The sequence below is a fragment of the Sphingomonas glacialis genome (genome assembly GCF_014653575.1).
In the GTDB taxonomy this organism is placed as follows: Bacteria; Pseudomonadota; Alphaproteobacteria; order Sphingomonadales; family Sphingomonadaceae; genus Sphingomonas; species Sphingomonas glacialis.
In genome coordinates this window covers 1-13761 of record NZ_BNAQ01000001.1, presented here as the reverse complement: position 1 = coordinate 13761, position 13761 = coordinate 1, and the positions used below count along the sequence as shown (strand labels likewise).

The following is a 13761-nucleotide window of genomic DNA, read 5'->3' as shown; positions in this document are numbered from 1 at the left end:
CGGCCACGGGAGATACCGAGGTCACTGACGTCAAGCGTAGCCGAATTTCATCGATCATCGCGCGGCTAGGCCAGCCCTAGTCCGTGGGTTTTTGCGGCGGGAGAAAATCGCTGTTGATACTCGGCTCGTCAGTTCCGCGCACCCACACGACGCCCAGATGCGACATCGAATGCCTGATCGTAAAAACGGGTAGTACCCTCGACCTATCGACTTTTGTGATCGCAATAGAGTGCGATGCTGTTCGAGTATCCACCAGATGCGTATTTCCACCCGGCCGCATATCGAGTTCGGCAGGTTGGGTGCTGGAACCGGACTCTGGAGAGCGACAGCAGCGGTTATCGGGCTGATTCGGTCTACATTTTGCTGTTAGCGAGATCGTGCTACAGTTCGACGCCTCGAGCCATCCGCCATGCTAGCTCAAACAACGGAAGGTCAGTCGTTTGAGCGAAGGCAGTGTGGACGACGGCAGCGACGAACTTGCGGCTTTATACATCCAGCACCGGGCTGCCCTCGTACGTTTTCTGACTGCCCGAACCGGTAGCGCCGCCGAGGCAGAAGACGTTGTGCAGGAGATGTGGCTCAAAATCGGATCGGTGCCGTCCGGACCGATCGGCAACGGCCGTGCCTATCTGTACCGCGTTGCCCAGAACCTCGTCCTCGACCGTCTCCGCGCGGGACGACGGCGCGCGGTCCGCGAGCAGGATTGGGCGGATGTCGAGCAGGGCCAGCGCTCCAACGGCCCCGAACCGCACGCAGAGCCAGCCGCCGAAACCGATCTGATCGCGCGCGGGGACGCCGCGCGCCTCGCTGTGGCGATCGACCGGCTGCCCCCCGGCGCCGCCCGCGCGCTCCGCCTGCACAAGCTCGACGGCCTCAGCCATGCCCAGACCGCAGCACGGCTCGGGATCAGCCGCAAGGGCGTCGAAAAGCATATGGCAGTCGCGATGGCGCATCTGAGACGGATGCTCGATGCAGGGGAACTGGGGTGAACGACACGCCGCGCCGTCTTGGCAATGGAACAGAGAGCGGCGGCAGCAAAGGCTGCGGCGAGGTGATGCAATGAACGAGGATATCACGGAACGCGCGGCACAATGGCACGCGGCGCAGGATGCCGACGACATGGATTGGGACGGCTTTGCCATCTGGCTCGAAGCAGACCCGCGCCACCGCGCCGCGTTCGACCGCATCGCGCTGCTCGATGACGACATCGTCGCGCAACGCGCAACCATCGTCGCGCATCTCGCCGCCCCTGCCCCGGCCCAGCGTGAACCGAGGCGCTGGCGCTGGGCGGTGGTGGCAGGCGGTGCGATGGCGGCCGCGCTGGCCGTCGTTGTAGCTCTGCCGCGGCCAGCCGCCGACGTTGCCTGGCAAACCGACGCGACATCGCGCACGATTGCGTTGATCGACGGTAGCAGCGCCACGCTCGCGCCGCATAGCCGTCTCGTCGCGCAGCACGGCGATCAAACACTGCTCGCGCTCAACGGTACAGCCTATTTCGATGTGCCGCACCGTGCCGACCGGACGCTGTCGATCACCGCCGGGCGCTACCGCATCAGCGATATCGGGACACGTTTCGATATCGCGGTTGATGGTGCAACGACCCGCATCGCGGTGGCCGAGGGCCGCATCGCGGTGGCCGAGGGCCACATCGCCGTGGCGGCAGCGGGTCTGCATACGCCGGTCACGCTGGTGCAAGGCCGGGCGCTGCTCGGGCAACAGGGGAGCGTCACGCTAACCAGCATCGCCGCCGAAAGCGTCGGGAGCTGGCGTGGCGGGCAGCTCGTCTATGCCGATGCGCCGCTGGCGCTGGTTGCAAGCGACATCACGCGCTATGCGGGAGCCGAAACGACGGTCGATCCCGCAATCGCCAATCTCCGTTTCTCGGGGGCGTTGAAGATTGGAAAAGGAACGCAAGCTGCGGACGCGCTGGCCACGATCATCGGGCTCGAGGCGCGCCATGCTGGTGCTGGCGTTCGGCTGGAGCGCCGCCACCACTAGCCCGGCGCGCGCGCAGACGCTGCGGCTCGATATTCCGGCAGGGCAAATCGACCGCGCTATCACCGCGCTGGCGCGCCAGTCGGGATCCTCGATCGGGGCTGACATTCCGCTGGGTACCACGCTCACGCGCGGCGTCCATGGCCGCATGTCGGTGGCCGCGGCGCTCGCAGACATGCTGCGCGGCACCGGGCTGCGGGCGATCCGCGTCGGTCCGGATCTTTGGCGGATCGAACGCGCGCCGCGCCAGGTCATACGCTCCCCGCGCGCCATTTCCCCACTGGCTGCGCGCGAGGCCGCCGAGCATGACGACATCGTGGTGACCGCGACCAAACACCGCGAAACTCTGGCATCGGCGGCAATTCCGCTCGCGATAGCAACGCCCGAACGCCTAGCCGCTCTCGGCGATACACCCGGCACGCGCGATCTCGCCGCATCGATCAACGGCCTTTCGGTCACCAATCTCGGCTCCGGGCGCAACCGGCTGTTCATTCGGGGCATCGCCGACAGCCCGTTCGACGGTTTCGGGCAATCGAGCGTCAGCGTCCAGGTCGATGAATCGCGCGTGACCTACGACGCGCCGGACCCCGATCTGCGCCTGATCGACATGGCGCAAGTCGAAGTGCTCAAAGGTCCGCAGGGGCCGCTCTACGGCACCGGCGCGCTTGGCGGCGTGTATCGGCTCGTACCGGCCAAGCCCGACCTCATGCGCGCCAGTGGATCGCTCCGCAGCGGCGGCAGCGCGACGCAAAACGGGAGAGGCGCCGGCGATTTCGACGGCGTTGTCAATCTCCCACTCGTACCCGGCCGGCTCGCCATCCGGTTGGTCGGCTATCGGATCGGGCAAGGCGGCTGGATCAATTCGACCGACGGCACGCGCGACCTCAATCACGGGCAGACCAGCGGTGGCCGGATCGCGGTGCGCGCCCGGCCATTTGGCGACTGGATCGTCGATCTTCAGGGAATCACCCAAGACTCGTCGGTTGCCGACAGCCAATATGTCGAAGCGCCGCACACACTGACGCGCACCCCGCGACTACGCGAGCCGCAGGAAACCGGGATATCGCTCGTCAGCGCGACGGCGAATGGGTCGATCGGCGGGGCCCGGATCACCGCGGTCGCAAGCGCCACGTCGCAGGAGGTCAACGCCACCTACGATGCGTCGTCCAAGGCCGGGTTGCTCGGCGGGACCGCGCCTGCGTCCTATCGCGATGCGCGAACCTACCGTGTCTATACCGGCGAGATACGCGCGACCGGCTCGGCCGGACGGTTCGATTGGCTCGGCGGCGCAGCGCTGCTCGCCGCAGAAACCGCCGCGACCGGAACGCTGGTCGGCGCGACCACTGTGCCGGTGCTCCGCGTCACCCGCAGCGTCGATGAGGCCGCTATGTTCGGCGAGGTGACTTGGCATCTGTCCGATCGGCTGCGTGTCGGCACCGGTGTCCGCGTCTTCCGGTCTTCGGTCGATGACGAACGGGCGGAGGGCTCAATCGGCGGCACCATCAGCCGTGCGATCGTCCGCGCGAGCCCGAGCGCGACGATCGCTTGGCAGCACGATCCGCGCTTGCTGGTGTTCGCGCGCTATGCCTCCGCGTTGCGTCCCGGTGGGGTAGACACGACGTCGGTCGGCCCTTCGTCGCCGACCTCGTATCAGTCAGACGAATTGCAGGCCTATGACCTTGGGGTCCGCTGGTCGTCGCCCAACGATCGCATGTCGCTCGATCTCGGGCTGTTCGCGTCGGACTGGGCGCATGTCCAAGCCGACTATCTCGCCACCGACGGCCTGATCTCGACGCGCAATGCCGGCGATGCGAGCAATCGCGGGATCGATCTCAGCCTGCAGTGGCGGCCCGCAGGACGCATCTCGCTCTCGGCCGGAACGCTGCTCCAGCACGCGCGGATCAATCCCGGCGCGCTTCCTGGGGTCGAGCCCGACCGCCGGCTCCCGATCATTCCCGACGCCAGCGCGCATGGCGAGGCAAGCTACGCGCTCAGGCTCGGCCGGTGGCAGCTGCGCGCGACCGGGCGCGCAAGCTATATCGGCGAGACGCGGCTCAGTTTCGATCCCGCGCTCGACCGCGAAAGCAGCCCGATCCTGCTGCTTTCGGGATCGCTGAGCGCGGAGATCGCCGCGTGGCAAATCCGCGCCGGTCTCGACAATGCGGGCGATACCCGCGCCGACAGTTTCGCGTTCGGCAATCCGTTCACGGTGACGGCCGCGCCGCAGCGCACCCCCGTCCGTCCGAGGACCGCATCGCTTTCGGTACGCCGAAGTTTCTAGCCCGAACGATTTCTCTCGACCGCCAAGGTAGGGTGGCCGGCCATGCGTGACGTCTCTCGTGCATCGACGAGGTGTTCATGCACGATACGGCCATTCGCTCCCTGATTGCCGACCGCTATGCGGCAGTCCATGCGGCCTTTCCGCCATCCGACTATCCGACCTATCTGAGCGTCGGCCAGCCCGAGGCGCCACAGGCCGTGTTGGGCTTCCGCGCTGCCGACGCCGGCGCGTTGCTGCTCGAGCGCTATATCGACGAGCCGATCGAGGTCGTGCTCAGCGAGCGGTTCGGACGCAGCATCGCGCGCGATCGGATCGCTGAAATCGGCAACCACGCCTCGCACCGCCCCGCCGCGACGATCGCCCTGTGGCGCGAGGCCGCCGCTGCGCTGCAGGGCCAGGCGGATATTGCCGTCGCCGTCCTGACACAGCCGCTGCGCGCGATGTTCGCACGGCTCGATCTGCCGATCGTCGTTATCGCCCCCGCGCGGATCGAAGCGGTGGCGGCCGAGGCCTCGCGCTGGGGCCAGTATTACGACTCCGACCCGATGCTGTGCGCCGGCGACGTCGCGCTGTGTCGCGAGAAACTCCACCGAAACTCGATGCGAAGGACATTTTCGTGAGCGACCTTTGGAAGGCGATCCTGCGCCACGCGGCAGAACGACCCGACAGGCTGGCACTCGACGGCGCAGAGCCGCTGAGCTGGCGGGCCTTGGCGGATGCTTTGCCTGGCTTGACGGCTTTCGTTTCGGCGGAGTTCGAAGCAGGCCGCCCCGTTGCGACGCGCGTCGACCACGGCGTTGCGGAATGCCTTCTTGACCTCGCACTCATCGAAGCGCGCATTCCAACCATCCCGTTGCCGGCGTTCTTCACGCCGGCACAGGTCGAAGCCGCACTCGACCACGCCGGCGCGGCGGCGCTGATCAGCGGGCCGGTTGCGCTCGTGCGCGATCCGCAGGGCGGGTTTTCGTTCACCGCCGCGCGAAAAGTGCGCACCGCCGCAGCGCTGCCCGAAGGTACCGCGCGGATCACCTTTTCCTCGGGGTCGACCGGCGATCCCAAGGGAATATGCCTGTCGCTCGACCATCTCTCGCAAGTCGCGGGTGCGGTGGTGGCCCAACTGGGCGCGGATCATGCCGGTCGACACTTGCCGCTGCTCCCGCCGGGGATCCTGCTCGAGAACGTCGCGGGTTTCTATGCGACGATCCTGGCCGGCGGCACCTATGTCGCCCTGCCGCAAGCGGCGGTCGGCATGGCCGACCCGTTCCGCCCCGATTTCGGCGCGATGCTCCGCGCGATCGACGCACACGCGATCACCTCGCTGATCCTGGTGCCCGAATATCTGGCGGGCCTCGTCGCGGCGATGACCGCGAGCGGCGTGCGGCTCCCGCGCCTGACACTCGTCGCGGTCGGCGGCGCGCGGATCGAGCCCAAACTGCTCGACGCCGCCGCAGCCGTGGGATTGCCCGTGCGGCAAGGCTATGGCCTGACCGAATGCGCCTCGGTCGTCGCGCTCGATGACGGCGCAACGGGGTCGCGCGGCAGCGTCGGCCGGGCGATCGGCGCGAACAGGATCCGCCTTGCCGAGGATGGCGAGATCCTCATCGACGGGCCGGTCTATCTCGGCACCGTCGGCGCGCCTCGTTCACCTGGCCCGCTTGCGACCGGCGATATCGGTCGGATCGACGACGTGGGAAGGCTCTGGATCGAGGGCCGCAAATCGGCGCTGATCGTGACGAGCCATGGGCGCAACGTCTCGCCGGAATGGGTCGAAGGCGTGCTGAAGGCCGATCCGGCGATCGCGCAGGTCATGGTCCGCGGCGACGGACGCGCGACCCTCGACGCGCTGATCGTGCCGGCCACACCGGATGCCGATATCGCCACAGCGGTCGCCACGGCGAACCTGACCTTGCCGGCATATGCGCGGGTCGGCGCGTGGCAGATCGTACCGCCGTTCCTGCCCTCCGCGGGATTGCTCACTGGCAACGGTCGGCTCCGCCGCGCCGCGATCGATACGGCCTATCCGTATCGCGACGCCGCCGCCGAGCAGCCCTTCTTCGACCGCCTCGTCGCCGAGACGCGCGAGGCGCAAGCGCGCTTCGCGATGACGCCGCAGTTGATCGCCGGGCTGACCGGCCGGATCTCGGTGCCGGACTATATCGCCTATCTCACCCAGGCGTATCATCACGTCCGCCACACCGTCCCGCTGATGCAGGAAGCACGCGCACGGCTCGCTGCGCGCCCGACGCTCGTGCGCGCGCTCGACGAGTATATCGAGGAGGAGACCGGCCACGAACAGTGGATCCTCGACGACATCGCCGCCGCCGGGGGCAATCGCGCAGGTGCCGCAGCGAGCGCCCCCTCCCCCGCGACCAAGGCAATGGTCGATCACGCCTATCGCACGATCCGCGAGGGTAACCCGGCGGCGTTCTTCGGCATGGTCTATGTGCTCGAAGGGACGAGTATCGCGATGGCGAGCCACGGCGCAGGCGCGGTGAAAGCGTCGCTCGGACTGCCCGAAGGCGCGTTCCATTATCTCACCTCGCACGGTGCGCTCGACCAGGACCACATGCTGTTTTTCGAACGCCTGATGAACCGGATCGACGATCCCGGCGACCAGGCCGCGATCATCGCGATGGCGCGCGCGATGTTCGGCCTGTTCGGCGGTCTGTTCGCCGGGATCGAACTGGAGGCGATGCGTGTCGCGGCTTGAGGGGAAGCGCGTCGTCCTGACCGGGGCCGCCGGCGGGATCGGGTCGCTCGTGGCGAAGCGGCTCCGGTTGGCGGGTGCCCATGTCATCGGCGTCGATCGGGTCGATGCCGTGGCATGCCAGGACTGCTTTGCGTGCGACCTGTCCAATCCCGATGCGCTCGAGGCGCTGGCGAGCACGCTGGCCGCGACCCACGTCGACATTCTCGTGAACTTGGCCGGCCTGCAATATTTCGGCCCGCTCGACGCGCAGGGCGCAGCCCGCATCGCGCTTGGCTATGCGGTCAACCTCGTCGCGCCCGCGATCGTGAGCGGTGCCGTGCTGCCGCAGATGATCGCGCGACGGGACGGTCAGATCGTCAATATCGGATCGGTGATGGGCGCGGTGCCCTATCCCTATTTCACGACCTATTCGAGCGCCAAGGCGGGCCTCAAGGCGTTCAGCCAGGCGCTGCGGCGCGAGGTTGCAGGGCGCAATATCGCGATCACCTATATCGCGCCGCGCGCCGTTCGCACTGCGTTCAACACCGCCGCGATCGAGCGTTTCATGGCGCTGAGCGGGATGGCCGCCGACCGCCCGGAAGACGTTGCCGACACGATCGTCGCGGCGATCGAACGGCGCGCGACGGATGTCTCGATCGGAATGCCCGAACGCGTCTTCACCCAGCTCAATGCCGCGGTACCACGCCTGATCGACCGCGGCCTCGCCAAGCAAGTCGCGACCGCGCGCACCCTTTTCGTCGAACCATGATCCAGGAGCTTCCCATGCGCCGTCTTCGTCTCGCCGCCGCCTTATGCACGCTGCTCGCCGTCTCGAGCGTCGCGCATGCTAGCAACAACCCGCAGATGGACGCAGCGGTGCAGCGCATCAACGATCAATGGGCGCACATCCGCTACGAAGTTACCGATCGCGACCAGCAATACCGCCAGCTCGATGTCCTCGCCGCACAGGCCGCGCAGGTCGCCGCGCGCTTCCCGGGGCGCGCCGAGCCGTTGCTGTGGCAGGGCATCGTCACCAGCGAGGAGGCGGCGCGCGCGAGCGTGTTCCGTCAGCTCGGGCTCGCCAAGGCGGCCAAGGGCATCCTCGAGCGGGCGCAGGCGATCGATCCCAACATCGCCGATGGCGGCGTGAAGATGAGCCTGGGCGTGCTCTACTACCGCGTCCCCGGCTTCCCGGTCGGGTTCGGCAGCACGCCCAAGGCGCGCGCGTTGCTCGAAGCCGCGCTGCGGCAGGATCCGCGCGGGCTCGACAACAATTTCTTCTACGCCGACTTTCTGAACGACGAGGGGCATCCCGCCGACGCGAAGGTCTATGCCCAGCGTGCGCTCCAGGCCCCCGTCAACGCCGCGCGCCCGGTCTGGGATGCCGGACGCCGCGCGGAGCTGCGCGCCTTGCTGGGCAAGATCGACGCGAAGCTCCGACACGCATGAACGCCGTCGCGTCGGCACTCGGCCGACAATTGGCACGGCCGCAAGGCTTGGGCGGGCGCGTCGTCGCGCAGGCGATGCGGCTCGCCAACCGTCGCCCGACCGCGCTCGCCATCGCGGCGCTCGACGTGCGGGCGGGCGACGCGGTGCTCGATCTGGGCTGCGGTCCGGGCGATGCCATCGCGGCTTTGCAGGCGGCCGCGGCAGGCGGTGCCGTCCACGGCCTTGATCATGCGGAGGAGATGATTGCGCGGGCGCAGCAGCATCACCCCGAGGCGCGATTTTCGGTAGCGGATTTCAACGCGCTTCCGTTCCCCAACGCGCGCTTCGATCGCATCTTGGCCACCAACGTCGCCTATTTCTGGCAGGACGATCAGGCGGTCCTCGCCGAGCTTGCGCGCATCGTCCGGCCAGGCGGCCGGATCGCGGTCTACGTCACCGAAGCCGCCGCCCTGCGCCGCATCGGGTTGCACGAGACCGGGACGCACCGTCTGTTCACCCCAGAGCAGTTTTCGGAGATGCTCGGCGCCACGGCGACGATTCGCGCGGTCGATGCCGGGTTCGGGGTGCGCGGCCTCATCGGTACGATCGATCGATGATCGCTTCGCTGCAGTCGACCCTGTCCCGGCATCGCGGGGCGATCCTCCGCGCAGCGCTGGCGCTGAGCTGGTTCAGCGTGGCAATCTTCGCTTTCCGGCAATTGCCTGTCTCGGGGATCAGCGCGCTGCTGCGCGCGTCGCCCGGCTTCTGGTATGCGGCAGGAGGCTATGTTTTGGTGCATCCGCTCGCCGATCTCGTGATCTTCCGGCGGCTATGGGGAAGACGGAAGGGTATGCTCGGCGTGCTGACCCGCCGCTTCATCAGCAATGAAGTGATGTTCAGCTATTCGGGCGACGTTTACCTGTTCGCGTGGGCACGAGGACAGCGGATCGACGCACCGTTGCACGCGATCAAGGACGTTTCAGTGCTGTCGGCTCTGGTCGGCAATGTCGTGACGATCGGTCTTATCGCGGCATTTGCCCTGGGCCCAGGACTCGAGTCGCTCGGCTTGGGCGCCGCCCATATCTCTCTATCCATAGCGCTGGTGGTCGTTCCGAGCCTGGCGATGGTCGGCTTTCGTCGACGCCTGCTCAGGATGTCGGGACGCGATGCGCTGTTTGTCGGGAGCGTTCATGTCGTGCGAGCGGTCGCGATGCTGGCGCTGCTCGTACCGCTTTGGCGGGCGGCCGAGCCAACATTGGGGTGGGGCACGTGCTTGCTGTTTCTGACGATCCGCCAACTGCTCTCGCGCGTCCCGCTGATGCCGGGCAAGGACATGCTGTTCGCCGGCTCTGTCGCCCTGATCGGCAAAGCGGGCGCCGCGGCGACCGTCGCGGCGGCGAGCGGGGCGCTTGGAATTACCGCGACCGAGACGCTGCTCGCCCTTTTCCTGGCGGCCGCGACCCTGCTTCCCGCCGGGCTTAAGATCCGCCGCGCGGTTCCCGGCGGATGGCGCGTGCCGCGCCTCAGAGCATCCGCTGGAGGGTTCGATCCCGCACGATCACGCCGTGATACAGCGCACCCAACACGTGCAGCCCGATGACGACCAGCAACCCGATCGCGACGGCTTGATGCACGTCGCCCAATTGGCGGCCAAGCGGCGACCCGGTCGCGGATAGCGGCGGAAGCGGCAAGATGCCGAACAAAGTGACCGGCCAACCGCGCGCCGAGGCATTGGCCCAGCCGAGCAGCGGCAGCGCGACCAGCAGCGCATGCGTGACGCGCGATACGATCCGCAAGGACGCAGGCAGCGCCACCGGCGGCGGCGGTTCGCGGCGGCTCAGACGCCATAGCGCCCGCACCAGCATCACCGCCAGAATCGCTACGCCGAACGAAAGATGCCAGGCGATCAACCCAACCGGCTCGGTTCCGCGGCCGATATCAGGCATGGTCCAGGCGATCGCGAACTGCACCGCCACAAGGCCCACCACCGACCAGTGCAGCAGCCGAGCGACGGCGCTGTATCGCTCCGTGCGGATCGTCTCGTTCATGCGCCATCTCCCGTCTTCGTCGTCTGTCCATCTCGGTCGCCGGGCGCCACCAGAGTCTGCGCGCTCGGGGTTTGCACAGCGTCGACATGAGCTGCCGCGTCTGCCGGAGGCGTCGATGGCGACTGGGCCGCCTTGCCGCGGATATGGTCGATTTCCTGCTGGCGCCGGCGCAGGTAGAAATCGCGCGATGTCGCATAGGGATCGGCGACGCCGTCATGCAGGACGTGGAGTTGATCGTCGAATTCCGCGCGGTGATCGAGCGTGCTCAGCACCCCGACCGGCACCGAGAATGCCAATTGGTTGAACGGGCTGCCCACCGCGACGGGGAGCACGAAACGATCGAGCATTCCGCCCACTAAATCGCGCAGCGTCGTGGGGCCGATCAGCGGTACATAGAGGAAGGGGCCGTTCTTGATGCCGTAAATCCCGAACGTGTCGGCAAAGCCATTGGGACGGCGGGGCAGCTTGAAGGGCCGCCGCTTTGCAACATCCACGAGCCCCCCTACCCCCAGCGTGCTGTTGAGGGCGAAGCGCCCAAGCGTTTCCACAGCCTTGCCTGGCTTCAACTGCAGAAGGTAATTCACGAACACGTCGGGCTCGTGGAGATTGTACAGGAAATTGCGCAATCCGCTGCGCACGGGCGACGGGAGAACTCTCTTGTAGGCGAGCGCGACCGGCCCGACCAAGGCTTGATCGATGGTCTGTGTCGCCTCGAACGCTTTCGCGTTGACGCCAGCCAAGGGGTCGTCTGGTCTTCCCTTCCTGCCAGTCACGACGATGTCGCCCTGGTCGGCACTTGACCTTCGGTCGGCACCGGCCTCGCTCGAAACATTCGGGGCTGCGAAGGTGCGTTCGCTGCCCACCAGATCTGTCGATCTGGGTTGTTGCCATTCGCCAGCGGAGGAGAAGCCGCTCACGTTCGCGGGAGTGGCACCGACCGGCCCTTGCGCGAAGACCAACGCTGCGGCGAGCAACGCTGCGGTCACGCGCTCGTTCTCGGCTGTCTTGCGCTCGACCCTGGCGGGCTTCCTAACGTGTCTTCCCGGCACTCAATCATGGATACTCTCCGCATTGCATACCCATGACGCCGATTGCCTGTCGCCACCCCAGTGGTCGTGAGCTCGGCGCGCAACCATTCGAAACTTATTTGCCGCAGGCTTCTTCGACCGAAGTGCTGCAATTCGGCTGTCGACCTGGCTTTTGCGCTCTCGGCCGCTCGCTCACTGACATAGCGCGACCAAAGATTCGCACGCCCGCTTTACCATTGCTGCTGTAGCGGCTGCGATCACTCGACACCGTTGAGGCAAGCGATGGGACACTCGTCGTTAGATCCAACTTTTCACGAGCTTCGCCCGTAAACTAACGGTCGCGTGCACGGCCCAAAGCGCGCACTTGATCGACAGCATGCATGGGCCAGCGCGCGGACGCGTTCCACGCCCAGCGCCCGACGCCGCCCTGCGCGGTCATACCGCCGTGCAGCGTCGATGCCTGCCCCTGCTGCCGCAAGATGATACCCGGCAAATAGCGATTGACGAGGACAGGCGTCGTGAACGGCAAAGCCGGCAGGCCCGCTGGAACCGTGATCGCGGCCGCCGCCAAGCCGTTCGACCCGGCCGTCCAGTTCTGCTGCGCCGAGAGGTTAAACGACAGATCGATCGTCTTGATCGGCACTGCAAGCGTGCCGTCGAACCGCAGTTGGTCAGTCCTCGGCGGGAGCGTTCGATAGGGTCCGATGTCGGTCATCGCCTGCCCCGCCGCCGCATAGCTGGATAGGTTACGGCGCGCCTGCGCATCGGGCGGAACCGCCGCGAGCATCACTGCGCGCCCGGCACGTGCGTCGAGCGCGGGATCGATGCTGCCGCCTCCAATGCGCGTAACGTTGCCCTGAAGCGCGAACGGCACGGCGGGATCAGGAAGGATCGACCAGCTGCTCTGCAGGATGTTGTCCTGATGCGTGTACGATCCAGTTAGCGACAAGCGGCGGCCGTCATTGATCCGCGTCGCATTAACTTCGGCATAGTGCGTGCCGCCACCACCTTCAGTGGTAGTGCCGGCTGTTTCATGGACCGACAGCGCACGGAAATGCTTCTTGGTGATGAAGTTCATCACTCGCACAGTTGACGGGAAGCCCAACCGCGCGGCGTCCTGCTCCGACAAAATCTCCGTCCGCTCGATCGCTTCAAACGGAAGGCTGTAGAGGTCCTCCACGCCCGACACGCGCCGTCCGTTCAGCAGGCCGCGGGATCTCCACCCGCAGCCGACGTGGCGATCCCCTTGAGCCGCGCTAGGACGTCTTTGATCGTCGTCACCCCCCAAGCCTTTGAGCGCATTCTCGTCCAGCACCGCGATCGGTTCGATCGAGCCAACCGCGCTTCCGCGGACGTGGCGGCCGCGCACGATGATGTCCGTGCTGTTGTCAGAAGAGTCCGAAATAGGTGGATCGCTTTGCGTCAAGGCTGTGGCGCCGGCGGACGTCGCCGTGAATACGACAATTACCGCGAGCGCGCTGTTACCCGTTGTCCGCACTGCACGTCCCCGCAATCGTTGCGAAGTTCGATAACCGTCCGAAAGTACAAGAATATGGCAATGACGGTCATCTAAGGATCCCACTGGAACGAAAGGAGGCGGTCGGTATCGGCGCTACATTGTTGCCTGCAATGACCCAGACTCAGACGTTTAGCGGCGCTCCGCTCGATCTTCAAAGACCCTACTTATCCATGTCGTGATTTACGTCGTCCGCACGTGTAAAAACGGTAAAGTCACGCAACCGAACCTGTTGAGGCGAACCCGATGCTGAGAGTCCTAGCGAGCTTCCTAGCTCTGATATTGGCGGCGGCGGCGGCGGGGCCGGCGATGGCGGCCGACGGAGACAGGCGTGCTTTCCTGATCAAGAATTTTGCACTTGAGAACGGCAAGGTCTTGCCCGAGGCCAAGGTCATGTACGCGACCTACGGGACACTCAACAGCGCGCGCGACAACGTCGTGCTGTTGCCGTCGCACTACATGGCAGATGCGCATGGCTACGAATGGCTGATTGGCCCAGGCAAGGCGCTGGATCCAAAGAAGTATTTCATGGTCGCTACCGAATTGTTCGGCAACGGCAAATCCTCCTCGCCCAGCAACACACCCGCACCGTTCGACGGACCACGCTTCCCGGTCACCAGCATCCGCGACAATGTCGCAGCAGTGCACCGCTTGCTCGGCGATGCGCTCGGCGTGCGGCATCTGCGCGCGATCGTGGGATTTTCGATGGGTGGCGAGCAGGCTTTCCAATGGGCGGTTACGTATCCCGACTTCATGGACCGCATCGTCGTCACCTC

Annotated in this window: 13 protein-coding genes; 10 read left to right on the top strand and 3 right to left on the bottom strand. The window is 66.4% G+C overall.

Annotated features, from left to right (window positions below):
* Positions 1–440 precede the first annotated feature (440 nt).
* From IE187_RS00065 to IE187_RS00025, 9 genes are all read left to right on the top strand, one after another.
* Complete coding sequence (locus tag IE187_RS00065; protein ID WP_189674606.1) at positions 441–989, top strand: RNA polymerase sigma factor; 549 nt, start codon at positions 441–443, stop codon at positions 987–989.
* Positions 990–1059: 70 nt separating this feature from the next.
* Complete coding sequence (locus IE187_RS00060; RefSeq protein WP_189674605.1) at positions 1060–1998, top strand: FecR family protein; 939 nt, start codon at positions 1060–1062, stop codon at positions 1996–1998.
* Complete coding sequence (locus IE187_RS00055) at positions 1958–4276, top strand: TonB-dependent receptor (protein ID WP_189674604.1); 2319 nt, start codon at positions 1958–1960, stop codon at positions 4274–4276. The genes IE187_RS00060 and IE187_RS00055 overlap by 41 nt, the downstream gene beginning before the upstream one ends.
* Before the next feature lie 77 nt (positions 4277–4353).
* On the top strand, positions 4354–4896 hold the full coding sequence (locus IE187_RS00050; RefSeq protein WP_189674603.1) for a thermostable hemolysin: 543 nt from the start codon (positions 4354–4356) through the stop codon (positions 4894–4896).
* Complete coding sequence (locus tag IE187_RS00045; RefSeq protein WP_189674602.1) at positions 4893–6986, top strand: AMP-binding protein; 2094 nt, start codon at positions 4893–4895, stop codon at positions 6984–6986. The genes IE187_RS00050 and IE187_RS00045 overlap by 4 nt, the downstream gene beginning before the upstream one ends.
* A complete protein-coding gene (locus IE187_RS00040; RefSeq protein ID WP_189674601.1) occupies positions 6973–7734 on the top strand; it encodes an SDR family NAD(P)-dependent oxidoreductase in 762 nt (253 codons plus the stop codon). The genes IE187_RS00045 and IE187_RS00040 overlap by 14 nt, the downstream gene beginning before the upstream one ends.
* Before the next feature lie 14 nt (positions 7735–7748).
* On the top strand, positions 7749–8414 hold the full coding sequence (locus IE187_RS00035) for a tetratricopeptide repeat protein (RefSeq protein WP_229839153.1): 666 nt from the start codon (positions 7749–7751) through the stop codon (positions 8412–8414).
* A complete protein-coding gene (locus IE187_RS00030) occupies positions 8411–9010 on the top strand; it encodes a class I SAM-dependent methyltransferase (protein ID WP_189674600.1) in 600 nt (199 codons plus the stop codon). Before IE187_RS00035 ends, IE187_RS00030 begins: the two co-directional genes overlap by 4 nt.
* The gene (locus IE187_RS00025; protein ID WP_189674599.1) at positions 9007–9993 is read left to right on the top strand and encodes a hypothetical protein; all 987 of its coding nucleotides are present in this window, start codon (positions 9007–9009) and stop codon (positions 9991–9993) included. Before IE187_RS00030 ends, IE187_RS00025 begins: the two co-directional genes overlap by 4 nt.
* Here the strand turns inward: IE187_RS00025 and IE187_RS00020 are convergent.
* The 3 genes from IE187_RS00020 to IE187_RS00010 form a co-directional block, all read right to left on the bottom strand.
* The gene (locus IE187_RS00020) at positions 9917–10441 is read right to left on the bottom strand and encodes a cytochrome b (RefSeq protein WP_189674598.1); all 525 of its coding nucleotides are present in this window, start codon (positions 10439–10441) and stop codon (positions 9917–9919) included. The two genes, IE187_RS00025 and IE187_RS00020, sit on opposite strands and share 77 nt — an antisense overlap.
* Positions 10438–11427, bottom strand: coding sequence for an MlaA family lipoprotein (locus IE187_RS00015; protein WP_229839152.1), 990 nt, complete (start codon positions 11425–11427; stop codon positions 10438–10440). Before IE187_RS00015 ends, IE187_RS00020 begins: the two co-directional genes overlap by 4 nt.
* A 373-nt stretch (positions 11428–11800) precedes the next feature.
* On the bottom strand, positions 11801–12658 hold the full coding sequence (locus IE187_RS00010) for a hypothetical protein (protein WP_189674597.1): 858 nt from the start codon (positions 12656–12658) through the stop codon (positions 11801–11803).
* Positions 12659–13267: 609 nt separating this feature from the next.
* Here IE187_RS00010 and IE187_RS00005 point away from each other — a divergent pair.
* Positions 13268–13761 (top strand): alpha/beta fold hydrolase (locus IE187_RS00005; protein WP_229839151.1); only part of this gene is annotated, 494 nt, incomplete at its 3' end.